The organism is Rhizobium pantanalense, assembly GCF_030182525.1.
Classification (GTDB): Bacteria; Pseudomonadota; Alphaproteobacteria; order Rhizobiales; family Rhizobiaceae; genus Rhizobium.
The window spans coordinates 115005-138593 of sequence record NZ_JAQJCH010000010.1 but is presented as its reverse complement, the minus strand read 5'-3'; the positions used below and the strand labels follow the sequence as shown (position 1 = coordinate 138593).

Below are 23589 nucleotides of genomic sequence, written 5' to 3'. Positions count from 1 at the left end.
ATTGCCGTGACCGGGGTTGGTCAGGTGCATACCCACTCCCGCACTTTGCAGTGGGAGCCGGAGCCCTCGCATGCCTTGAGTGCGAGGTCTTCGGCCTCGCGGCGTGTCGGCGCCGAATTCGAGCCCCACGGCGTAACGCGCTTCCCGCCTTCCTTGCCGATGGCAAGGGCGCCGCAATGATTGTAGGGAAAGCCGGTCTTGTCGTCGTCATCCCAATGCCGATGATTGCGAAATACGCTGACGACGACGCAGCTCTTGCCCTTATCCCGCTCGCAATGCTTGAGCGCGATATCCATGGCTTCCTGGCGTTTGTCGGCCCCCCAGAAGAAGCCGTATTTTTCATCCGGGGCAGAATAGGCGATCGCTGCCCATATGCCGCGCTCGTCAGGCGGGGGAGCCGGCGGCTGCTCTGTCGGGAAGAGATCGGCTGCCCACGGATGGGCGGCGGAGACTAGAAGCATGCCTATCGCGGCAATCGCGGATTTCAGTCTCATTTTTAACTCCCTTGCTTTCCTGCTGCCGAAGCCACGGAAATGACGACGCAGCCGCTTCCTGTCGGCAAAAGCATTGCATCACCACCATCGTTGCCGAGCTGGTAGACACCGACCTGGTCGAGATTGTTGACGAGCTTGCTTCCGTTCGGGAACTTGGCCGAAACTTCCGGGCAAGACATTGTGAACGGTGCGACACGAACCATTGATCCTTCGCAGCCGGATGCGACGGGCGCTGCAAAGACAATGCCGGCGGCCGGACCGCTATAGCCCTGAGTGGCATAGTTCATGCCGACAAGCGCTTGTACTGCATGCTTGTCGGCTGCTTCTTTGTTCCACACCGATTGGACATTATACTGCGTGCCATTGGTCAGCAGCTGTCCGAGAACCGGGAAAATCGTCGAACAAGAGTGCAAGCCGGCCTGCTTGGCATGCTGCAGGAACGGCGTATCGGGCAGCGCCTGATTAGCGTCGTTCGCCGCCGCAACCGCCGGCTGGGAGAGAAGATTGCCCAAGACATCATATCGGAAGGCGGCATAACCGATAGCGCCGGCGATTGCGATGGCCAGCACCGATAAGGAAGTCACCTTCCACCAGCTTCGCCGCGGCCTGGCCGGCTCGTCGGCTAAATTCCGAATTACCGCCTCACTCGCGTTTCGGGACATGATGCGATCGTGGATCGATTGTTGGCTCATTGAAAATCCGTCCGTCACTTTATCGCCTTAACGGCTGTGGAAAGGCCCTTGAGGTTTGCAGTCAAGCTGATCGTCCTTCCATCCGAGGTTGGATAGGAGATTGTTGGCGCCGTGTTTTTGGAAATCTGCTCGCGCATGGCGGGGCCGACCGGCAGCATGCCGACGCAAACCGTATTGTTGCAGCCGCTGAACCGGACCTGTATCGGTTCTTTCCGTCCCTCGAATTGCAACTGGATGCCGCCGTCGCTTTTGGCAACCGGAGCCGCACGCAGGATCATATAGGGATCGCCTTTTTTCGTCGCGGCAAGCGACCAGCTGAATGCAATTTGTCCGGCAGCGTTCTCGATGATTTGCGTAACGTTGCAGACCCGCTGGCGAATTTTGAGATTTTCGTCGCAGATCAGCGTCCAGTTTTCAAAGGGACGAATGGTCCGCTGATAGTCGCCAGGCTTCACTTCCGGAGGAGCAACGACTTCGGAAGGCTTTATGCGATACGTGGGAGAGGCCGCATCCTGTCCGGCTGCGATCGAGCCGAACAGGAGCATGCAAGCCATAAAAGTCGGGACGCCGAAGAGCGCTCCTTTGACCATGACGGCCTCAATTCAAGGTGAAGCTGACGCCAGCGCCGACGCCCACGTGTCCGCCGGCGGCCGTACCTGACAAGTTCGCCCGGACGCGGCCGTTCTCGCTAGTGTAACCGGCGCCGAAGGCCACCGCGCCCTCGCCTCGCCAGACACCGCCACCGAGAGCCACGCTCGCCTTGCCCGGACGGTCATCATAACGAAGCGATGCCGCTGCAAGCCCGATTGCGGCCGCCTGCCTTGCCTCGGAACGAACGTCCCCAAGTTCCTGGTTCAGCTGGCCGAACTTCTGGTCCGTATAGTTGTTGGCAGAAGCCAGCGTAGTGGCGGCGGCCGTGTCCGTATAGGATTTGACCTGAGTGATGCTATCACCCAATTGAGCGACGTTCACGGCATCCGTGGGAGCGACACCCTTGCCGACGTTGGAAATGACCACCGGCGCATTCACGTCACCGCCTTGCAGCGTGATGCTGTTCTTCTTGCTGCCGTCGGGATTGAGGTCATAGGTGACGGCGTTCTTGGTGATCGTTCCGACACCCGTCTGCAGGCTGTCGATCGCCTGATTGGTCGCATAAAGCTGCGATCCGTTGATGGCGTCGGTGCTGTCGGAAGAAATACGGCCGGCAGCGACGTTGGTGATGGTTCTCTCAGCCCCTTGAGAACCCACACTCACTGTTCCGACTGGCGTGGTACCAGCAAAGTCGTAGTGCTGACCCTGAATATCCGTGCCGGACGTGCCGACAGCAGCCTGCGTTGACGAACCGGAGCCCAAGGCCACATCATTGGCATTGTTGGCCTGGGCCCCCTGGCCGAGGGCAACCGCGCCCTGCCCTGTCGCCGTAGATCCAAGTCCTGCTGCCAGGCTGCTCACGCCGCTGGCGACACTCTGCGGACCTATCGCAACGCTATCGGTGCCTGATGCTTGAGAGTCCGCCAGCGTCGAGTTGGCGTGGAAATACTTGATGCCGCCGCCGTTGGTGATGTTGGTCAGCGTGCTGTCGACTGCACCGAAGGCATCATAGACCGTGCTGTAGTTGTTGCCCTGGATATTGTAGGTCGGACCGGTGATCGACCCATCCGGATTGACCGTCGTGTTGCCGCCGATCAGGTTGGTAACGTTGGTGCCGAGCCCCTTGAGCTGGCTGACATTCACCGCATCCGTATCGGCTGAACCGGCTGCGAGATTGGTCAGCTTGCGCTCCGATCCAGCCGAACCGATCGACACTTCACCGACGGAGGTTTGCGGGCTCGTAAGCGCAAAGCCGGCGTAGCCGGATTGAGCGCCCACGGTGGTTACGGATTGCGCGCCGAGAGCAACGCTGTTGATGTTGTTGGCCTGCGCGCCGGCGCCGAGAGCCACCGATTGGACGCCCGCAGCCAGCGAGTTTGTGCCAAGGGCAACGCCATCAGCCAGCATGACATGGGCATTCTGGCCGATAGCCGTGCCGCCCGGAGCAACCTGGTCGACGACCGCGCCATTGCCGATGCCGATGCCGTTGTCGCCGTTGACGACGGTCGTCGGACCGACCGCCACCGATTCGGCACCGACAGCAAGAGAATCACCGGCAGCCGAGTTCGCATGGAAGTATTTGCTCGGTGTCGTTGCGACCGAAGCGATGGCTCCCTGGAGCTGGCGAACGGTGACAGCATCCTGCGCGCTGGTACCATCAGCGACATTGATGATTTGCCGGTAGGACGTGCTCGAACCGACCGAGACAGCACCCAAGAGTGTCTTGTCCGTCGTGTTGTATTGAATGAAGTTCGTCGGTCCAGCAGCGATCTGGCCGGTGGCCGGAGCCAGGGCGCGATCGGCCACCGATCCGGAGCCGAGGGCCACACCGCCGACGATGGTCGACTGGCTATTCATCCCAAGTGCGAGCGAATTGTCGGCGACAGAGGTGGCGTTATAGCCGACGGCAGTGGAACCGACGCCCTGAGCCGAGGAATCGCTGACGGCGAGGGTGCTGTCATTAGTGCGCACATACCGGATACCCTTACCGTTTGCATCGGTATAGGTCGTCGAGGTGTCACCGGCGATGTTGTTGATCGTATTGCCGAGATTGGTCAGATTGCCGCCGATCGTTGTCACCGTCGTGTTGAGACTGTCGACCGCCTGGTTGGTGGCAAAGAGCTGCGAGCCGTTGACCGCGTCGGTCGAGCCGCCATTGAGCTGGCCGGCCGCGACATTCTGGATCTGACGCTCCGCACCGGCGGATCCCACAGAGAAGGCGCCCGCCGGGGTGGTGCCTGCGAAGGTATAGGCGGTACCGCCCACGGTGGCACCCGAGACCGCCGTCGTCGCACCAGACTGAGAATTCAGGCCGATGGCCACGTCACCGGCATTGTTGGCGACCGCATTCGGACCAACGGCAACCGAATCCGTGCCGAGGGCTTGAGAGTCCGGCAGAGTGGAATTGGCATGGAAATACTTGATGCCGCCGCCCGTGGTGATGTTGGTGATCGTATTATTGAGATTGGTGATGCCGGTCGTGTTCAGGTCAACCTGCTGGTTGGTCGCGAAGAGCTGCGAGCCATTAACAGCATCCGTCGAACCGTTGTTGAGCCGGCCCGCCGCGACATTGGTGATGGTGCGCTCGGCGCCCACCGCGCCGACGCTCACCGTCGAGGCCGGTGTCGTGCCGGCGAAGTTGTAGGTATTGCCGCCGATCGTGGTGCTGGCGGTGCCGACCGCTACATCGGTCACCGAGCCGGAGCCGAGTGCGACGTCGCCTGCATTGCCGGCTGAAGAGAGAGCGCCGAGCGCCAGCGCATTTGCGCCGCCGGCATTCGCGCCTGCGCCGAGAGCGCTCGCCTGAACGCCGGTTGCAAACGCGTTCTGACCGATCGCAGTGCTCGATGTGGCCGTAGCATTGGCATTGGGGCCGATGGCGGTGCTGTAGTCGCCCGTGGCCTTGGATATGTATCCCAACGCCGCTGCATCGAGGCCGGAAGCGGTCGCGTTGTTGCCGGCGGCGATGGCGTTTGCCCCCGCCGCAGTCGAGAGAGGTCCGATCGCAACGGATTCTGCACCCGTTGCCGACGAGTCCGCCGCCGTCGAATTTGCGTGGAAATACTTGATGCCAACACCGGCGTTGATGTTGTTGATCGCGGTCGTGTTCAGGTCAACCTGCTGGTTGGTCGCAAAGAGCTGCGAGCCGTTGACGGCATCCGTCGAACCATTGTTGAGCCGGCCCGCCGCGACATTGGTGATGGTGCGCTCGGCACCCAGCGCACCGACGCTGACCGTCGAGCTTGGTGTCGTGCCGGCGAAGTTGTAGGTATTACCGCCGATCGTGGCGCTGGCGGTACCGACCGCCGCGAGGGTCGACGAGCCCGAACCGAGCGCCACGTCGCCGGAACTGGCCGTCGCCGCTGCACCGTTACCCAATGCGACGTTGCCGACAAAGCCGGAAGCGCCTGCGGTGGAGCCGTTGCCGAGCGCGACGGAGCCCTGGCCGATCGCCTTGTTGTTGTTGCCGATCGCGACTGCGCCGGCCGCCTGGTTGGCGCTGGTGGCGGTCGCCGTGCCATCGCTATTGGCGATATTGTTGGCACCGCCGGTAAAGGCGCCGGTGCCGCTCGCATAGCTCGGATCGCCGATCGCGACCGCGCCGTCACCGTAAGCGGAATTGCCCGCGCCGATGGCGACCGCCTTGCCGCCAGACGCCGCCGCATTGGTGCCCATAGCGATGGCATCTGCAGAGCCGGCTGCTGCCTGCGAACCGATGGCGATGCCGTTGTCTCCCGTAACATTGGCGTTGTAGCCGATCGAGGTCGTCTTGTTGCTGGCAACGCCGATACCGGCATTGGTGCCGATCGCGACGTTATCGTTGCCCGTCACCAAATTACCCGCGGCCGCATTCACCGAAGCATCATAGGCAACGGTGCCGTCCCCGGTTCCGAGCGCAACGTTACGCGTTCCCGTAACGCCGGAGCCGGCGCCCCTCATGCTGCCAGCGACACCACCACCGATAGCGGTGTTCTGTGCGCCGCTCACGAGACCGCCCGCCGCCGTGCCCATGGCGACGGAATTGGCGTTAGCTGTCGTCGAACCGGACCCCGCGCCCTGACCGACGGAAACCGAAGCCTGACCCGCGCCCACGGCGCCCGATCCTACCGCAATCGTGTAATCGCCCTGCGCCTGCGCCAGATTGCCGAATGCACTGGAAGCAAGGCCGGTCGCCTGCGCATTGCGGCCGACCGCCGCCGATTGGTTGCCGCTTGCAACGGTTTCGGCGCCAAGCGCCGTTGCGTTTTGCCCGGAGGCATTGGCCGTGCTGCCGAGAGCCGTGGCTGCTGGTCCCGAAGCTGCGGCCTGGTAGCCTGTGGCGGTCGATTGGCTGCCGGTTGCTTGGGCCGCTGTTCCGATCGCCATTGCGTTGGCGGCTCCTCCGTTCGCATTAATGCCCAAAGCGATCGCTTGAGTCCCGCTGGAGACCGACCCGCCGCCGATTGCTGTGCTGCTCACACCACTAGCGGCGGAAGACTCGCCCAAAGCCAAGGTGTTTGACTGGCTCGCGGCGGCATTCGCACCGAACGCCGCCGCATTAATGGCAGTCGCCCGTGCATTGAATCCCAGGGATGCGGCCCCAGTCCCTGAGGCATTCGCCCCGGCACCGACCGCGGTGGATAAGTTGGAGGCGGCATTTGCATTGTTACCGAGAGCAACGCCAGAGGTCGCTCCGCTTGCGACGACTGCGCCCGAGCCTATCGCAACAGCGCCGCCGTCAGCGAGCGTCTGCGCCTGGTTACCCAAGGCAACACCAAAGGCTCCCGAGGCAACAGTGGTAGGGCCAATGGCGATTGAGTTGGTCCCCGATGCAGCGGCGGACGTGCCGAGAGCGATAGTATCGGTGTTCGAGGCGGCGGCGAGATAGCCCATCGCCGAGCCCCTTAAGGCGGAAGCAGTTGCCCCGTTTCCGACCGCTGTGGACTGGTTGGCCGACGCAGTGGCCGACGTACCGAAGGCGCTGGCTCCGGTCCCTGTCGCAGATGAGCTCGAACCAACCGCATTCGCCCATGCTCCCGTGGCGGTCGCAGCGGAGCCTAACGCAATAGACTCGAACGTGAAGCCGGAAGGAGCGGTGCCGCTTGCATTGGCATTCGTACCGATGGCAATCGGAGAGCCGCCGCCTGTTCCAGCGTTAGCCTTAGAGCCTACGCCCATGGCAATGGCGGCACCGTTTGACGATGAGGCGTTAGAGGACAACCCAACTGCTATCGAGGCGCCACCCGAAGCGGTGGCTGTCGAGCCGAGAGCAAGCGCGTTGGCTCCGTTTGCAGTGGTGTTGACACCATAAGCCGAAGCTCCGTCCGCCAATGCGCGAGCGTTCCCGCCCACGGCAAGGGCATTGACACCGGTCGCGTTCGCGAAGACGCCCATGCCTATGGCGTTGAGACCATTAACACTCATCGAATAGCCGATGGCGATCGAAGCATCGCCCGTTGCGCTATTGGAGGTGCCCAACGCTATACTGTTCGGGTTATTCGCTTTAGCAGCGTTGCCGATGGCGACGGAGTTGCCGCCCGTCGCGGTTCCGCCGCCGGCGGCATATTGCGCCTGCGCAGGCGAGAAAAGGCTTAACGCGGTGAGCGCGGCGAGGCCGCCGATCACGCTTGCCGAACGCAAGCTCCCGCCGGCACCTAGCAACCCGAGGCCTATGTCCTTGCGGCGCATGCCGAGAATAAGAGAGGCCATCCGCAGTACGGCCATCAGGCGACGGCGAAGCGACCGATCGGTGCGATCGGCTGAAACGAAGCTTTCAACAAATCCGGTACGAGATTTAGTCTGCAGATGTTCCCCAACGCACTCGTTCATGCTGCTTTCTCCTCGCTGCTATCTGGACGACCGAGCACGCGTGAACCCGCATCTGCGGCTGCGTCGTCGTTGAAATTGTGCGCTTGCTGAAGCGCGTGACCCATTTTCGCCGCCTGGCTTTCGAGCTGTTCGCGGACGGTATCGACCCATGGCTGCGTCGATACCGGAACGGAATACAATGCTGCGTCGGCCCGATCGGGAGGGAGCTTCATCGTCACCAAGGCGCGGCAGACATCGAAATGGAATAGCGGCTCGCCTTCCCCATAAGCGGGAGAGGTCAAACCGAAGACCAGGCAAGCAAATAGATAATCGACCTCCGCGCCGCTCAGGCGGCTTGCATATCGGTCTTGCAAGGCAGTCCAGGCTACCTCGATCTTCGGAGCAAAGATTTCAAATTCAGGGAATTGAATGTCCATAGAGCACCGGATGGTTACCACCACGAACATGGCCTTATTTCAGCACAACGGTATTTTAGAAAATTCCGGATTTTTTTTAGGAAATTACGGTTTTTTGCTTAGCCGGTTGCAGGTGTAACCACTTTGCCACACTTAACCTAAGGCTGTTCCGCAAGAAGAGGCGAACCGTCTGATGATCGGCATCAAACGGTTCTTTCCATTTCGAAAAATCTCTTCTGCCGCATGAGCGGAAAAACACCGGTCCCCCGCGATGCACCTCTCGGTTGGCGCGCGGAAAACCATAAGTCTCGGAATATTCGAGTTAGCTTGGGACGATTCGGGGCTTGCGTTCAAACCCGTGCAGTTATCGCATGTATCGAAGCTCTGTCGGCGTCCGTCCCCGATATCTCTTCATCGTGGTCGCCAGATGGCTTTGATCCGAAAATCCCGCCATATAGGCAATTTCCGCAATCGCGATTTCACCTTCGGCGAGCAGCTTTTCCGCAAGATCCAGGCGCAGATTTATCAGATACCGGTGTGGAGGCATGCCAAAGGTCTTGGCGAACCTCACGATGAAATGGTTAGGCGAAATGCCAGCGACCGCCGCAAGTTCAGCAACGTGAACCTTTTCGGTGAAATGTTCGCGAAGATACTCTTCCACGCGTCGAGCGCTTTTGGCGGAGAGCCCTCCCCTGGGCGACGGAAGCTGTCTCATATTGTTCGCATAGGTACGGAGAAGATGTGTACTGAACAGCGTAACCAATGAATCCAGATAGAGTTCATTCGGAGTTGCTTTCCCGATTAGCTCGACGGAAATCCTCTGCGCTATGCCGAGGGCGATAGGATCGACGGTGCCGAATGCTGGAGGCTCGAGTTCGACGTTGGCAAGATCAAACTCCTGCAGTGCCAGCTCGGACAGAATTTGGGGGGGAATTGCGACGACCAGATTTTCCCTGGTTTCCGACCAGGCAAGAGTGCTGTCCACGCCTGCGGGGTTAATCACGATACATCCGACAGGTGCATCATATTCCGTGATTCTGTCGCTGCCGAGAGAGGCTCTCAACTTGCGCATAGGGCTCAACACAATTCCGACGGCATGTTCTTTGGCCAAGAACGTCTGTGATCCGGGCTCGCGCACGGAATTGATAACGCTCCCGCGCATGGTGGCCTTTCTCGGACCTGCACTTTCAGGAATTATATCGAACACGTATCGATCGGTACGTTCCCGTACCTCAACCGCGTAGTCCATTCTTCATCGCCCCGCCCGAACGAAATCATGCAAATACTAACAAGCAGACTTGATCCCAACGTCATTTGAGATCTCATTTTCCCAACACTGCCTGCCGGATACCGCCGCAAACCAGCTTATTGCGCAAGATTAAATAGTATAATTTACCGAGTTGGGAAGGGGAGATATGCGGATGGTAAAGAAAGTATGAGCCGGCAGGGCGCGTCACTTTCTAGTCCGGTTGAACGGATCCTGCGGCCTTCGGTACCTGATCGTAGAGGATATGGAGGCAGTTCGCGGCGGAGCGTTGCGACCGTTAAAGATCGCCTCGACGCTTTTCATATAAGTCCCAAGCGACATCCACCATCGCGAGAAGAACATCTTTCTGATTCCATCCAGCTGCCGCTGCGGCCCGAACGATTTCACTAACAATAGGCTGCAATTGGCGTTGGCACTCGCTTGAAATGTCGTCCGCACCATTTCCTACAGGTGGTTCACTAAATTTGAATTCTACCATTCTCACTCTCGCAGCCTTAATATATGTCAGCTATCACATTCCCAACATAAAATAAATCCGTAAGGACGCCCCGAGATTTTAATAGCCCCGCACCTAGTCACACTATCGCTATGCTGTAATCAAGCCAAACTTCATTACAACCATTAACTCTATATCATTGGGCAACTCGTCCAGTGAGCCGCAAGTGATACAAGAAACCGGAAGTTATTCTGCTACCCTGGCGGAAGAGCTGCAAGATGCCGAGCAAATCTTCGAAGCTGATCGACAGGTGGGAATACCAGCGAAGAGGCCTATGCCTTTGAAATCGCAAATTGCACATTAAGACACTCAAACCGCGACCGAGCGCAGCCCTATCGTCGGCCGCTAGGATGCCGCCGGCAACTCCGGTCTTTCAGTGATTCTCCAGCCAGGAACGCAGGTGGGCCTTCCGATTTTGCACAGATGGCGTGCACCCGCAGCGGGATAATGCGGCGTGGTCTCCGGAACGCAGTGCCGGAGAGCTACGCTTTTGCCTGCTATTGAACCTCGTGCACATAGCGATGGCTTCTGGTCGTCGCGCGATGTTTTGCGACGAGAACCGGAACCGCGGATTGATCATAGGCCACTTCGTCGATCGTCAGCACGGCGCTGGGCATGCTCAACTGCAACAGCTGGCAATCCTCCTCTGTCGCCATATCGGCGGCAATCTGCTCTCTAACGGCGGAAATGCGAATCCCATAGCGATCGAGAAGGAAGAGATAAAGAAGGGAGGGAATCTCCTCCTTCTTGTCGGGAAACTCCGGCAGCATGCTTGCCGGAAGTGCCATGACTTCATGCATGACCGGTTTGCCTCCGACGCTGCGCAGCCTGTGAATCGAGATGATTTCAGCCTCATCCTCAAGCCGCAGTCCGGCTCGCTCTTCTTCGTTTGCCCCACGACGTTTCAGCGAAAGAATGTCGGATGTCGAGTTTTGCAGCGAACCGTCGAGCCCATGCAGCCGAAAATACTGGAAGAAAAAGCGCAGGCTGTGCTGCGGGGTGCGGCCGGTGACTACGGTTCCCGTCTTGCGCCTGCGGCTGAGCAGGCCCTCATTGGTCAAGTCCTGGAGGGCACGCCTGATCGTACCGACTGCAACTCCAAACTTCTGCGACAGCGCGATCTCGCTCGGCAGCACGGTCCCGGCCGACCATTTGCCCATCATGATCGCCTCCGTAATCTGACGTTTCACGATTTCGTAAAGGGGAACGGAGAGCTCGGATGCACGCGGCGCATCTGCTGAAAATTTGGGCATTTCGCGCAATTATTTGCCTCTTATTTGGAGTTGACTCGAAGCCGGAGCGGCAGCATCATTACTATATAGTTTATATAAATGCGAGTGCGGGACCTCCATGTGTTTCTGCGCGTCTTTTTCGGAATTCGATCATGCGCAATCAAATCTTGTCATCTTTCGAGGAGCCATTTGCAAGCGCATTGAAAGCTATCGAAGAGAACGTCGAAAGCGCTGTCGGCGACCTCGCACGAATGATCGCGATCGACACCTCTTTTCCGCCCGGCGACGGCTATCCGGCTTTTGCAGAGCTGATGTCGAGCCTGCTGGAACCCATGGACTTTCATTGCCGGCAGGTCACCCTGCCGGAAGAGCTGTGGCAGGTCAGCAATGGCCCAGCCCAAGGGGCGCGGGTCAATCTCATCGCCGAGCGATCCGGCAACAAGCCGGTTTGCGGGCTGTACTACCACGTCGACACGGTTCCGGCCGCCCCTGCCTGGCAACAGGATCCACTTCGTCTGCGCCGCGAAGGCGAACGCCTCTTCGGGCTTGGAGCTGCGGACATGAAAGGTACCATCGCGGCGACGCTCCTTGCGCTGCGTGCCGCCGATGCTTGTGGGGTCGAGCTCGCCTACGATCCGATGCTGCTCCTTTGCACCGATGAGGAAGGCGGCCTCTATCCGGGAATCCGATATCTCGCCGAACAGGGTATGCTCAAGGGACACATCGTCAATTTCAACGGTTCGGCGGCACCGCGCATCTGGGCGGGCTGCTTCGGCGTATTCAATCTTCAGATCACTATTCGCGGTCACGCCGTTCACGCGGGCGAAGGCAATCGCACCGGCTCGGGCATCAACGCCATTGACGGAGCCCTTCCTCTTCTGAATGCCTTGCATGCCCTGAAGCCACAAGTGGCCGCCTTCGCATCCGCCTTGCCGGCGCCGCCGCATGCGAGCGGACCGCTGCGGCCACAGCTTTCCATCGCCGCCATCAATGGCGGCACGTCAGGAGGACAGGTTCCTGCGGAGCTGAAGATCCTCGTCAGCCGTCGTTACGCGCCCGAGGAGAGTTACGAAACGGCAAGGGCTGAAATCGAAGAGCTCGTGCGCACCGTCATGGCAAGATCGCCCGAGCTGCACGTCGAGATCGATCTTGTCGGCCATCTCATTCCGACCTCAGATCCGGACGGTCCGCATTGGCCGCGCTGGCAGAAGGCTCTCAGTCTCGGCTTCGGCTATCAGGATTCCGATTTCAGAAAATGGGGTGCCGCCAGCTGCTCGGACTTTGGCTACGTGCAGCAAACGGGTGCGATGCAGGAAGTCCTGCTCGGCGGCCTTGGGCGTCCGGAGAGCTGCATCCATAGCGCCGACGAACATACGACGACCACGGATATCATCGCGCTGGCACAGAGCATCCTTGCCTATCTCGCCCGCGACTTTGAGACCGGCCTCATTCCAGAACACGCACCATCAAAATAAGGGAACATTCCAATGCTGAAGCTGAATCGCCGTCATTTCCTGGCGAGCACCGCCGCCATTCTGGCAACGCCTGCCATCGGCCTTGCTCAAGCCGCCGCTCCAGCCAAGGGCGGCACATTGCGCATTTCCGTCGATCAGGCCGCAAGCGTGATCCATCCGCTGCTGACACGCGTCAACCCGGAATACATGGTCACCGAGCTGCTCTACAGCAATCTGACCCGGCTGAAGGTCGATATGTCGGTTGAGCCGGATCTCGCAGAAAGCTGGAGCGCCAATGATGCGCTGACGGAATGGACCTTCAAGCTTCGCAGCGGCGTCAAGTTCCATGACGGGTCGCCGCTGACCGCCAACGATGTCGTCCAGAGCTTCAAGGCGATCCGCGATCCGAAAAATGCTTCGCCGGCACTCAACAATGTCGGCCCCATCGCCGATGTGATCGCAGCCGATCCGCTGACGGTCGTCTTTAAGCTTTCGACCCCTTACGCCGACTTCCCAGTGGCGACAGCCTATACAGTCGCGCGCATCATCCCGGCCTCCATCGCCACAGGAGACTTCAAGAAGCTGTCGACGACAGCCATTGGCACCGGCCCGTTCAAGCTTGTCTCCTACGAACCCGACCGTCTGATCGTCGTCGAGCGCAATCCCGATTATTACGATCCGAAGCGTCCCTATCTCGATCGCGTCGAAATCCAGGTCTTTCCGGATACCTCGGCGCAGACCTCGGCCCTGCTTGCCGGCGATATCGACATCATTTCGACCGTGCAGCCGACCGAATATCTGCGGATGAAGGATGCGCAAGGCGTCAATCCGTTGCGCGTCCCTTCCGGCCAGTTCTGCAACATCAATTTCGGCTGCGACACAAAGCCCTTCAACGATGCGCGCGTGCGCCGCGCACTGGCGCTCACCGTCGACCGGCAGGCGATGGTCGACTTCGTCACCGAAGGCTTCGGCACGCCGGGCAACGATACCGCTCTCAATTCCTCCTATCGCTTCTATGCCGACCTGCCGCTGCGCCAGGCCAATATCGAGGAAGCCAAGAAGCTGCTCGCCGAGGCGGGTTATCCGAACGGCTTCGAGGCGACGCTGATTGCATCGGACAAGCCGAGCCAGCGCACCCAGTTCGCCGTTGCCCTGCGCGAGATGGCGAAGGAAGCCGGCATCACTATCAACGTCCAGACGATGCCGCACGCGACCTATCTGGAACAGGTGTGGAAGAAGGGTGGCTTCTATGTCGGTTTCTACAATATGCAGCCGACGGCGGATGCGATCTTCAAGCTTCTCTACACCTCCGATGCCGCCTGGAATGAAACGCGCTGGAACAATGCCGCCTTCGACAAGGTCGTCAACCAAGCCCGCGGCATCACCGACGAAGCCAAGCGCAAGGAGCTTTATGCCGAGGCGCAGAAGCTGATGAATGAGGACGTTCCTTCCATCATTCCGGTCTTCTTCGATGTTCTCGCCGCCAAGCGAGATTGGGTCGCCGGTTTCGAGGTCCATCCGCGCGCTTCCGTCTTCCGTCTCGATTACGTCTCCTTGACCGACAAGGCGCCGAAGCGGAGCTGACGGCACCTACGAGCTGAATGAGCGTCGCGAGGCCAACGACCTTCGCGGCGCATCCCATAGCAAGAAGATCGGCGCTTATGTTGAAGCGACCGGTCGCTCCAACGCCAGGGAATGGCCCTTGTCACCGAACTATCTCCTGAAGCGGCTTTTGATGATCGTTTACACGCTCTTCATCGTGTCGCTCGTCGTCTTCGCGATCACCCAGGTCCTGCCGGCGGATGCCGCCGTCATGATGCTGGGCGAGAACGCTACCGATCAGGCGCTTGAGGCACTGCGCCAGCAGATGGGGTTGAACGATCCCGTCTGGCTGCAATATCTGCACTGGCTGGGCGGTGTTCTGCATGGCGATTTCGGCCAGTCGCTGCGCACCGGCCAGCCCGTCGGGCCGGCCATGCTCCAGGCGCTCGGCCGTTCGCTTCTGCTCGCCGTGCTCTCCATCGCCTTGATGCTGGCGCTTGCCATACCGCTCGGTGTGCTTGCTGCGATCCGGCGCGGCAAGCTCGCCGACATGATCGTCAGCCTCATCTCCTATGCCGGCGTATCGCTGCCGGAATTCGTGACGGCGACGCTTGCGGTGCTCTTCGTCGCCGATTGGGCGAAGCTTTTGCCGCCAACGGGCTATGTGCCGCTGACCGAGAATTTTCTCGACGGGCTTGCCCACCTGGTACTGCCGGTTTGCGTGGTGTCGATCATCCTCATCGCGCATGTTTCCCGCATGGTGCGTTCCGAACTCGTCGATGTGCTGCATACCGATTACATCCGCGCGGCACGGCTCAAGGGTCTTTCCACATCAAGAGTGCTGTTCGGTCATGCGCTGCGCAACGCCCTGCTGCCGACCATCACCGTCGTCGCGCTCGATGTCGGCTATCTCCTTGGCGGCATCATCGTCGTCGAGGAAATCTTCGCCCTTCCCGGCATCGGCAGGCAGTTGATCGTCGCGATCCAGACGCGTGACCTTCCCGCGATTCAGGCCGGCGTGCTGCTCATGGCGGCGACCTATTCCATCGTCAATTTCGCCGCCGACATTCTCTACGCATGGCTCGACAAGAGGATCCAGTATGATTGAGCTTCTCAAACGGCTGCTGCGCACGCCGCAAGGCGCAGTCGGCCTTATCCTGGTCGTCCTCGTCTTCATCGTCGTCGTCTTCGGTCCGTGGCTTGCTCCACGCGATCCGGAAGCCATGTCGATACTTGCCCGCTATAAGGGGCCGAGCGCGAATTTTCTTCTCGGCACGGACCAGTATGGCCGCGATATTCTGAGCCGCCTGCTGCTCGGTGCGCGCTCGACCGTGACGATGGCAGTCTTCGCCACGCTTGCCGGCACCATTGCCGGAGCCTTCATCGGCACGGTATCCGCCTTCCTGGGCGGCCGCGCCGATGAATTCATCATGCGCACCATCGACGCGATCATGGCGATCCCGAACCTCCTGTTCGCGCTGCTGATCGTCAATCTGCTCGGGTCCAGCAGCATCAATGCACTGGTCGCCGTTGCCGTCGCCTTCGCGCCGGGCATGGCGCGCATCACTCGCAGCGTAGCCCTTGCCGTGCGCAAGCAGGACTATGTGAGCGCGGCGATCGCTCGCGGCGAAAGCTCGCGTTACATCATCCTGCGTGAAATGCTGCCAAATGTCGTGGCACCCATCGTGGTGGAAACGACGATTCGCGTTTCCTTCGCCGTCATGCTGTTCGCGACGCTGAGCTTCCTTGGGCTCGGTGCCCAGCCGCCCGCCACCGAATGGGGCCTGATGGTCTCGGAGGCGAGACAATACATGCACCTCAGCGCCGGCATCCTGATTTGGCCGAGCCTCGCGATCGCCATTGTCGCCATCGGCTTCAATCTTCTCGGCGACGGCCTGCGCGACGCGCTGAACCCGCGCACCGGAGGCTGAGATGACAGAAACGGCAACCAATACCGTCCTACAGGTCCGCAATTATTCACTCGACTATCTGACGGCGGGCGGCGTATTTCATGCGCTGAAGAATATCGATCTCCAAGTCGGTGCCGGCGAAATTCTCGGTCTCGTCGGCGAGTCCGGCTCCGGCAAGACCTCGATGGCCTGGTCGATCATGCGCTATCTGCCGGCAAATGCCCGTGAGGTCGGCGGCGACATCCGGCTTCGCGGCGAGGACTTGACGGCAAAGTTGCCGGCCGAGGTCCATCGCATACGGGGGAAGCGGATCAGCATGGTGTTCCAGGACCCCGGCACCTCGCTCAACCCGACGCTCTCGCTCGGCACGCAGCTCACGGAAACGCTGAGGCGCCATCGCGGCCTGACCGCAAGGCAGGCGTGGAGTGAGGGCGAAGCCATGCTGGATCGCGTCGGCCTCAAGAACCCCGCGGAGATGATGAAGCGCATGCCGCATGAAGCATCGGGCGGTGAGAAGCAGCGCGTGGTCATCGCCACCGCCTTTGCCTGCAATCCGGAATGCATCATCTTCGACGAGCCGACCACGGCACTCGACGTCATCACCTCCCGTCAGATCCTTGACCTCTTCCTGGATCTGCAGGCCGAAACCGGCGTCGCCTCGCTTTATATCTCGCATGACCTCGCCTTGCTGTCGCGCACCGCAAAACGCGTTGCCGTCATTCGCCACGGCGAAATCGTCGAGGAGGGAACGGTCGATGACATCTTCAATGCGCCACAGCATGATTATACGCGTCAGCTGATCGCCGCAGCCCCTCGACCGAGCGACCGCCGGACGCAGACGCGCCCGTCCTATCGGGACCAGCCGTTGATGAAGGTCGAGAATGTCAGCGTGCACTACGGCCGCAAGCCGTTCCTGTCGGCGCTGACCGGCCGCTCCTTCGAGCGCTTCGCTGGCAATCGTGCCGTTAGCCTCAGCGTGCAGCCGGGGGAGATCCTCGGCATCGTCGGCGAATCCGGCTCCGGCAAATCGACACTTGCCAAGGCAATGACCGGGCTCAATCCGTTCGAGGGCCAAATGACGTTCGCCGGGCGGACGATTGCGAGCCTTGCCGACATGGACAGGGCCTATCGCAAGAACGTCCAGATGATCTTCCAGCATCCGGATGCCTCGCTCAATCCGCGCCAGAAGATCCGCGAAATCCTGGCGAGGCCGCTGAAACTCTATGGCGAAGACGAAAACGGCGCCATCGCCCAACGGATCGGCGACATGCTCGAGCAGGTGCGCCTGCCGCGCAGCCATGCCGATCGCTATCCGCATCAGCTCTCCGGCGGCGAAAAGCAGCGCGTCGCGATCGCGCGCGCCTTCGCGTCCAGACCGAAGCTGGTGATCTGCGACGAGATCACCTCCGCGCTCGACGTCTCGGTGCAGGCCTCCATCATCGAGCTGCTGCTGGAACTGCATCGCGAGCATTCCACCGCCTTTCTCTTCATCACCCACGACCTCAACCTCATTCGCCAGATCGCCCACCGCATCGCGGTGATGTATCGCGGCGATCTCCTCGAAGTCGTGCCGGCGGAAGACATCACCAGCCCCGAGCGGGCCGACTATACGCGCCGGCTGCTTGCTGCAGTTCCGACGCCTGCCGGCACCGCACCTACAGAACGAGACTTCTAAGGAGCATCAAAAATGGACCCGAAATCGCTCATCGGAGCAATCGATGAGAAGAGCTGCCTCGACTTCCTGTCGATGATGGTTCGTCAGAAGAGCCATTCCCAGACCGAAGGTGAACGCGAGCTTGCGCGCATCATGGCGCGCCAGATGGAGGCGATCGGACTTCAGTCCGAACTGCAACCCTTCGACAATGGCGAGCGTTTCAATGCGATCGGACGCCTGAAGGGAACCGGCGGCGGCAAGAGCCTGCTCTTCAACGGCCATCTCGACACCAATCCGGTCACCGAGGGCTGGACCGTCGATCCGTGGGGCGGCCTCGTCGACGACAAATTCATCTACGGTATCGGCGTCTCCAATATGAAGGCAGGGGACGCCGCCTATTTCTGCGCGGTCAAGACCTTGCTCGACGCCCGCGTCAAATTGAAGGGCGACGTCATCCTGACCTATGTCGTCGGCGAACTTCAGGGCGGCGTCGGAACGCTTGCCGCCATCCGCAACGGCGTCAAGGCCGACTATTTCATCAACAGTGAGCCGAGCGATCTTGCCGCCGTGACGATGCATGCCGCCGCGCTAAGCTTCGTGATCGAGCTGACCGGCGACACGCGGCACCTGTCCAAACGCGAACAATCGGTCGACGCCATCGCCGCCGCCTGCGATCTCATCCCGCGTATCAACGCCATGACCTTCAACGGCGCGAGAAGCGACGTGCACCGCTCGATCAATCGCGGCCATGTCGGCGTCGTCCACGGTGCGCTCGGGCGTGAGCTGGAGGAATGGCGCCCGCCGCAGGTTTCCGACTTCGTTCGCATCCGAGGTTCGGCCCGCTATGCACCCGGCCAGACACAGGATGGCGTCCTTGCCGATCTCGCGGCGGAATTGGTCGAGCTCGAAAAGCGCTTTCCCGGCCTGAAAGCCAAGCTGGTGCCTGAGATGATCGAAGGCCGTCCCCTGATGCCTCCTTTCGAAGTCTCGCCGACCTCACGCATCGTGACCTCGATCAACGCCGCCTATGAGACTGTCCGCGGCGAGACGCAGCCGACGGGCGCCATTACGCCCACACGTTTTTACGGAACGGATGCCGGCCATCTCTACCATGAGCTCGGCATGGAAGGCATCGTCTGCGGACCAGGCGGTCGGTACAACACCATGCCGGACGAACGCGTCGACATCGTCGACTATCTCGACATGATCCGCGTCTACATGCTCACCATTCTCGACATTTGCGAGGTTGCCTGAGACCGCATGTTTCCTCGTGACGAATATGATTGGCGTATCGCCAAGGCACATGCCGCCATGGACGCTGCCGCCGTCGATCTCCTCCTGATCGACAGCGGTGAGCTCCTTGCCTGGCTTACCGGCTATACCGTTTCGGAAACCATGTACCGTGCCGCCCTTCTTCCGCGACACGGTGCGCCCTGGTTCGTCCTGCGCGAGCTCGACGAAGCACCGTGCAGGGGAAAAACCTGGATTTCCGATATCATCGGGTTTGGCGATACGACCAATCCATACGAGGCGATCGCCGGCAGCATCCATGCTCGAGGTTTCGCCAGCGCGCGCATCGGCGCCGACTTCGCCTCCTACAGCTTCAGCGCCGATACGGCGGCCAAGCTTCGGGCGTACCTGCCCCAAGCGCAATTCGTCGCTCTTCCCGGTATCAGCGACAGTCTGCGATGGATCAAATCGGCTCGCGAGATTGCCGTTCTGAAGCAAGCGGCAGGCATCGCCGACAGGGCCATGCTGGCGATAGCGCAGAACACGCGGGCCGGCTCTTCGACCCGTACGGCTGCTGCAACCGCGGCCGCCACCTTCCTGCTTGAAGGTGCTGATAGCGGCGAAACCGGTCCGATCGTCAAGGCCAGCGGCGACCACCAATTCCTGCACGGCTCTTTCAAGAGTGAATTGCTTGACGCAGGCGATATTCTGCACGTGGAGCTTATTCCGCGCGTGGGCGGCTATGGTGCCCGTCTCATGCGGCCGATCGTCATCGGCACTGCATCGGCAAGGCTCCAGGATATCGCCTCGCGCATTATCGCATTGCAAGATCGGCAAATCGAAGCCATGAAGCCGGGCGCTACTGCCTGCGATGTGGATGCCATTGTCCGTCAGGGTCTCTTGTCGTCAGGACTGAGACAGCGTTACGACAATGTAACGGCCTATACGCTTGGTCTCTATACCCGCACGCCGCGCACCAGCGATTTCTCCCGGGTTTTTCTGCCGGGTGCGAATTGGCCGCTGGAGGAAGGCATGGTTTTCCATGTCTACGCGACAGCCGCCAGACTTGGATTCAGCGAGACGGTAGTCGTTACGCCGGAGGGCGGAAGGCGGCTGACGATGACGCCGCGCCACCTCCTCGGTTTGGCTAAATAACATCTGGCCGACACGCGAAAGGCCTGCCGCGGTGAGGCCGTGCCGAGGTTTTAGCCGAGCGCCTGGCTGGCAAGAGCATATGTGACCGCCATACCGGCGCTCGCCTTGTTTCTATTGGAGGGATGATTTCCAAACGACATGGTCAGGACGGTATCGTAGACAAGCATTCCGCACTGCGACACGTAAGAGGCGAAATCGCCGCTCTCCATGTGCGTGTCGAGACGAAGAAATTGGCCGGCATGATGCGCCACGTGCGGCTCGACCACGACGATCGCATCGGCATCACTCGACGCAACCACAGGCCCGACGACATGGCCGCGTCCGAAGGGCCGGCACAAGGCAAAAGCCTGCAAATCCGCTCCCCGGAACAGACCGTAACCGATCGATTGCCCGCTGAGACGCCTGACCAGCTCCGAGCGATCGGCACCGAAGGCGATGGCATCGAGCCGTAGGATCGCAGCAAGATCGTCGGCGCGAAGCTGCCGTACCGTGCCCTCCGAAGTCAACGGTGCAAAATCCTTTGCGATCCGCGCCTCCCCCTGACATTGGTAGACCGTCTTTTCCGGCTTGAAATCCAGCGAAAGATACAGACGCCGCGCCGCCCGTGTCGCGCTGAGGCTGAGGCGGCGTCCCGCAACCTTGTCGAGGATCCGGCTCATCAGCCATTGGCCGGTGCCATTGGTCTGCAAGCGCGGAGAGGTAATCACCATGCCGACGGTGGCAAACTCGTCTCCGTGCGGAAACCACATGGCAGATCCCATGACGCGACCGATCTCGTCGAGTGCGACGATGCCACTACCCGTCTGCCGCAGAAATTCCCAGTCTTCGGCTCGATGCGGCCACCGGACCGAGATCGACAGCGCGTGCAACTGATCGAGCTCTACATCTTTGATGTCGCCGACATGCATGGAGAAAGCATCGACCCGCAAACTGTCAGATACCTTCACTGGACCACCTCAAAACTTGCTACCTATACCCATACGCCAAAACAGAGGCGCTCCCCGTCAGCAAGGATAGGCGACGCCCGCCGATACAATTAGCTCGAATTGCGTGTGCCTGCACAACAATCGACTGAAACACTTCGACATTCGGCATGCAATTATGAAAGCGGGCGCCAATGCTATTAGAAATATCGGCAAATTGCCGCAGCCGCCGAGGAGCATATGGACACTGTTGAAATCCTCGCCCGTCTTGTCGCCTTTCGGAGCGTCGTCGGCACGCCGAATGACGGGATCGTCGGCTGGGTCCAGGCGTATCTGCAAGGCCTCGGAATCCACGTCACCGTGCTTCCAGGGCCCGAAGGCGACAGGTCCAACATCTTTGCCACGATCGGCCCCAGGGATGCCGCAGGTTATATCCTGTCCGGGCATATGGATGTCGTTCCCGCTGGAGAGCCGGGCTGGACCTCGGAACCTTTCGCGCTCAGAAAGGAAGCAGACCGGCTCTACGGGCGCGGTACGACCGACATGAAAGGATTTCTTGCCGCAGCGCTTGCCGCGGCGCCGGAACTTGCCAGGGCAAATCTTGCCCGCCCCATTCATCTCGCATTCTCCTATGACGAAGAAGCGGGATGCCGGGGGGTGCCGTATCTACTGGCGCGGATGAAGGAACTCTGCGCGCCCCCGCAAGGCGCTATCATCGGCGAGCCCAGCCGCATGCAGGCCGTGCGCGCTCATAAGGGGAAAGCGGCGGCTCGCATCACCGTCGGCGGGCGGGCGGGCCATTCGTCTCGTCCGGATCTGGCACTCAACGCCATTCATGCCATGTCGCGGGTGCTCAATTCGGCGGTCGATGAAGCTCGGAGGCTGACGCTTGGTCCGTTCGACCCCGTATTCGAGCCTCCGTACTCAACGCTTCAGGCAGGCATTGTGTCCGGTGGACTGGCGCTGAACATCGTTCCCGACAACTGCCGGCTCGACCTCGAGGCACGCGCTATCGCCGACGTGGCCCCTGAGGAACTGCTTGTCCCGATCCGGCATAGCGCTGACATGCTCAGGGAACAGGGCTTTTCCGTCGATTGGACGCCGCTCAGCGCCTATCCCGCGCTGTCGCTTGCGAAGGACGCGCCACTTGCGGCCCTGTTGGAAGAAATGACCGGCAGGCCGTCGCTTGCAGCGGTCAGCTACGGGACCGAGGCTGGCCTATATCAGGCAGCCGGGATCGATGCGATCATCTGCGGGCCTGGCGATATAGAGCGCGCCCACAAGCCCGACGAATACATTCTGGAGGACGAACTCGAGGAATGCCGCCAAATGATATTGGCCTTGGCTGCGCGATGCACACGGTCTTGAGGGAGCGATTGCCATGACATTTCTCTTCAATTCGGATGCCAAGCGCGGAGCGATCTTTGCTCGGGCCTTCGCCGAGGAACTCCCTGATCTGGCATTTTCCATGGATGCGGCAAGCGTCGATCCGGACGAGGTTCGCTTCCTGATCACTTGGACAGTGCCGGACGACCTCGCCCGCTATCGCAATCTGGAAATCCTGTTTTCGATCGGTGCCGGCGTCGACCAGTTCAAGACGGATCTCGTGCCCGAGCATGTGAAGATCGTCCGCATGGTCGAGGATGGCATCGTCAGGATGATGCAGGAATATGTGACGCTGGCGGTGCTCGCACTGCATCGTGACCTTCTTTCCTATCTTGCCCAACAGCGGGCCGGAGAATGGCGCGGCCTGCCCCAGCGCCAGGCGCATGAAAGACGGATCGGTGTTCTGGGATTGGGGCTTCTCGGAACAGCCGTACTCGAGCGGCTGAAGCCCTTCGGCTTCCCGCTCGCCGGCTGGAGCAGATCGCCACGGACGATCGAGGGTGTCGAATGTCACCACGGCGAAATCGGCCTCAGAACCATGGTTGCGGCGACGGACATTCTCATTTGCCTGCTGCCCCTGACGCAAGAGACTACAGGGTTTCTGAACGACACGCTTCTTGACGGCCTTCCGGCCGGGGCGATGCTCGTGCATGCCGGTCGCGGCCCACAGCTCGATGCGCACGCGCTGATCGAAGCGCTCGATAGCGGCCGTCTGGCAGCGGCGGTGATCGATGTGACCGACCCAGAACCCCTGCCCTCGGATCACCCTTTATGGCGACACCCGAAAATCATGCTCACTCCGCATATCGCCAGCGTGACACAGCCCGATACCGCCGCACGCGCGGTCATCGAAAACATCCGTCGTTATCGCGCAGGCCAGGATCCCATCGGGCTCGTCGACCGGCAGCGCGGATATTGAATCCATAGCAATGAAAGGCTCGCCATGACCCTCCTCAAGACCGTCGTAACCAATCCCGGTACGGCCCCGCGTGAATCCAAGGCCCTGCCGGAAAGACTGATTGCCGGCGATCCCTCGTTCAAGACCTGGGCGCAGGATGAGGCGAAGGACGGTACGGTACGCACTGGTGTCTGGGAAGCAACGCCCGGCGAGACCCGGTCGATCAAGGGCGAGACCTTCGAATTCTGCCACATCCTCTCGGGTGTCGTCGAAATCACCGCTGATGACGGGGAGCCGATGGTCTACAGGGCCGGCGACAGCTTTGTGATGAAGCCGGGCTTCGTGGGCAGGTGGAAGACGATCGAGACCGTTCGCAAGATCTATGTGACAGTGGGATAAAAGCGGCTTGCTGCCGCAACAGAAATCACTGTTCGCCCTCACCAAAACGCAAGATTCGTCGGC

The 23589-nt window shown here is 60.6% G+C and carries 19 protein-coding genes; 10 read left to right on the top strand and 9 right to left on the bottom strand.

The window, feature by feature from the left end; all coding sequences use genetic code 11:
* Nucleotides 1-20: 20 nt before the first annotated feature.
* The 8 genes from PH558_RS24135 to PH558_RS24100 all read right to left on the bottom strand — a co-directional run bounded on the left by PH558_RS24135 (nt 21) and on the right by PH558_RS24100 (nt 10996).
* Nucleotides 21-494, bottom strand: coding sequence for a DUF4189 domain-containing protein (locus PH558_RS24135; RefSeq protein WP_285207025.1), 474 nt, complete (start codon nt 492-494; stop codon nt 21-23).
* A 2-nt stretch (nt 495-496) separates the two neighbouring features.
* On the bottom strand, nt 497-1186 hold the full coding sequence (locus PH558_RS24130; RefSeq protein ID WP_285207024.1) for a hypothetical protein: 690 nt from the start codon (nt 1184-1186) through the stop codon (nt 497-499).
* 14 nt (nt 1187-1200) lie between these two features.
* Nucleotides 1201-1776: an invasion associated locus B family protein gene (locus tag PH558_RS24125; protein ID WP_285207023.1), complete on the bottom strand. Its 576-nt coding sequence runs from the start codon at nt 1774-1776 to the stop codon at nt 1201-1203.
* Between the two features lie 7 nt (nt 1777-1783).
* Nucleotides 1784-7585 (bottom strand): YadA-like family protein, encoded by a 5802-nt coding sequence (locus tag PH558_RS24120; protein WP_285207022.1) that lies wholly within the window; start codon nt 7583-7585, stop codon nt 1784-1786.
* Entirely contained in the window at nt 7582-8031 is a 450-nt protein-coding gene (locus PH558_RS24115) for a hypothetical protein (RefSeq protein ID WP_285207020.1), read from the bottom strand. The genes PH558_RS24120 and PH558_RS24115 overlap by 4 nt, the downstream gene beginning before the upstream one ends.
* Before the next feature lie 313 nt (nt 8032-8344).
* The gene (locus PH558_RS24110; RefSeq protein WP_285207019.1) at nt 8345-9229 is read right to left on the bottom strand and encodes a helix-turn-helix domain-containing protein; all 885 of its coding nucleotides are present in this window, start codon (nt 9227-9229) and stop codon (nt 8345-8347) included.
* A gap of 295 nt (nt 9230-9524) precedes the next feature.
* On the bottom strand, nt 9525-9725 hold the full coding sequence (locus tag PH558_RS24105; RefSeq protein ID WP_095438120.1) for a hypothetical protein: 201 nt from the start codon (nt 9723-9725) through the stop codon (nt 9525-9527).
* 515 nt (nt 9726-10240) lie between these two features.
* Nucleotides 10241-10996, bottom strand: coding sequence for a GntR family transcriptional regulator (locus PH558_RS24100; RefSeq protein ID WP_285207018.1), 756 nt, complete (start codon nt 10994-10996; stop codon nt 10241-10243).
* 131 nt (nt 10997-11127) lie between these two features.
* Between PH558_RS24100 and PH558_RS24095 the strand changes: the two genes are divergently transcribed.
* The 7 genes from PH558_RS24095 to PH558_RS24065 all read left to right on the top strand — a co-directional run bounded on the left by PH558_RS24095 (nt 11128) and on the right by PH558_RS24065 (nt 19920).
* Nucleotides 11128-12450 (top strand): M20 family metallopeptidase, encoded by a 1323-nt coding sequence (locus tag PH558_RS24095; protein WP_285207017.1) that lies wholly within the window; start codon nt 11128-11130, stop codon nt 12448-12450.
* A 12-nt stretch (nt 12451-12462) separates the two neighbouring features.
* Nucleotides 12463-14013 carry an ABC transporter substrate-binding protein gene (locus PH558_RS24090; protein WP_285207016.1) on the top strand — a complete coding sequence of 517 codons (1551 nt, stop codon included), beginning with the start codon at nt 12463-12465 and terminating at the stop codon, nt 14011-14013.
* Nucleotides 14014-14131: 118 nt separating this feature from the next.
* Nucleotides 14132-15079, top strand: a complete 948-nt coding sequence (locus PH558_RS24085; protein WP_069614361.1) for an ABC transporter permease — start codon at nt 14132-14134, stop codon at nt 15077-15079.
* The gene (locus PH558_RS24080; RefSeq protein WP_285207015.1) at nt 15072-15902 is read left to right on the top strand and encodes an ABC transporter permease; all 831 of its coding nucleotides are present in this window, start codon (nt 15072-15074) and stop codon (nt 15900-15902) included. Before PH558_RS24085 ends, PH558_RS24080 begins: the two co-directional genes overlap by 8 nt.
* A 1-nt stretch (nt 15903) precedes the next feature.
* A complete protein-coding gene (locus tag PH558_RS24075; protein ID WP_285207014.1) occupies nt 15904-17556 on the top strand; it encodes a dipeptide ABC transporter ATP-binding protein in 1653 nt (550 codons plus the stop codon).
* A 12-nt stretch (nt 17557-17568) separates the two neighbouring features.
* Nucleotides 17569-18789 carry a M20 family metallopeptidase gene (locus PH558_RS24070; RefSeq protein ID WP_285207013.1) on the top strand — a complete coding sequence of 407 codons (1221 nt, stop codon included), beginning with the start codon at nt 17569-17571 and terminating at the stop codon, nt 18787-18789.
* Nucleotides 18790-18795: 6 nt separating this feature from the next.
* Nucleotides 18796-19920, top strand: coding sequence for a M24 family metallopeptidase (locus PH558_RS24065; RefSeq protein ID WP_285207012.1), 1125 nt, complete (start codon nt 18796-18798; stop codon nt 19918-19920).
* Between the two features lie 50 nt (nt 19921-19970).
* On the opposite strand, the gene PH558_RS24060 is transcribed toward PH558_RS24065, so the two are convergent.
* Complete coding sequence (locus PH558_RS24060) at nt 19971-20828, bottom strand: GNAT family N-acetyltransferase (protein WP_285207342.1); 858 nt, start codon at nt 20826-20828, stop codon at nt 19971-19973.
* 255 nt (nt 20829-21083) lie between these two features.
* Between PH558_RS24060 and argE the strand changes: the two genes are divergently transcribed.
* The 3 genes from argE to PH558_RS24045 are packed head-to-tail and all read left to right on the top strand — an operon-like array spanning nt 21084 to nt 23526.
* Nucleotides 21084-22211, top strand: a complete 1128-nt coding sequence (gene argE / locus PH558_RS24055; RefSeq protein WP_285207011.1) for an acetylornithine deacetylase — start codon at nt 21084-21086, stop codon at nt 22209-22211.
* Between the two features lie 13 nt (nt 22212-22224).
* On the top strand, nt 22225-23148 hold the full coding sequence (locus PH558_RS24050) for a 2-hydroxyacid dehydrogenase (RefSeq protein ID WP_285207009.1): 924 nt from the start codon (nt 22225-22227) through the stop codon (nt 23146-23148).
* A 24-nt stretch (nt 23149-23172) separates the two neighbouring features.
* Nucleotides 23173-23526 carry a cupin domain-containing protein gene (locus PH558_RS24045; RefSeq protein WP_285207008.1) on the top strand — a complete coding sequence of 118 codons (354 nt, stop codon included), beginning with the start codon at nt 23173-23175 and terminating at the stop codon, nt 23524-23526.
* Nucleotides 23527-23589 lie beyond the last annotated feature (63 nt).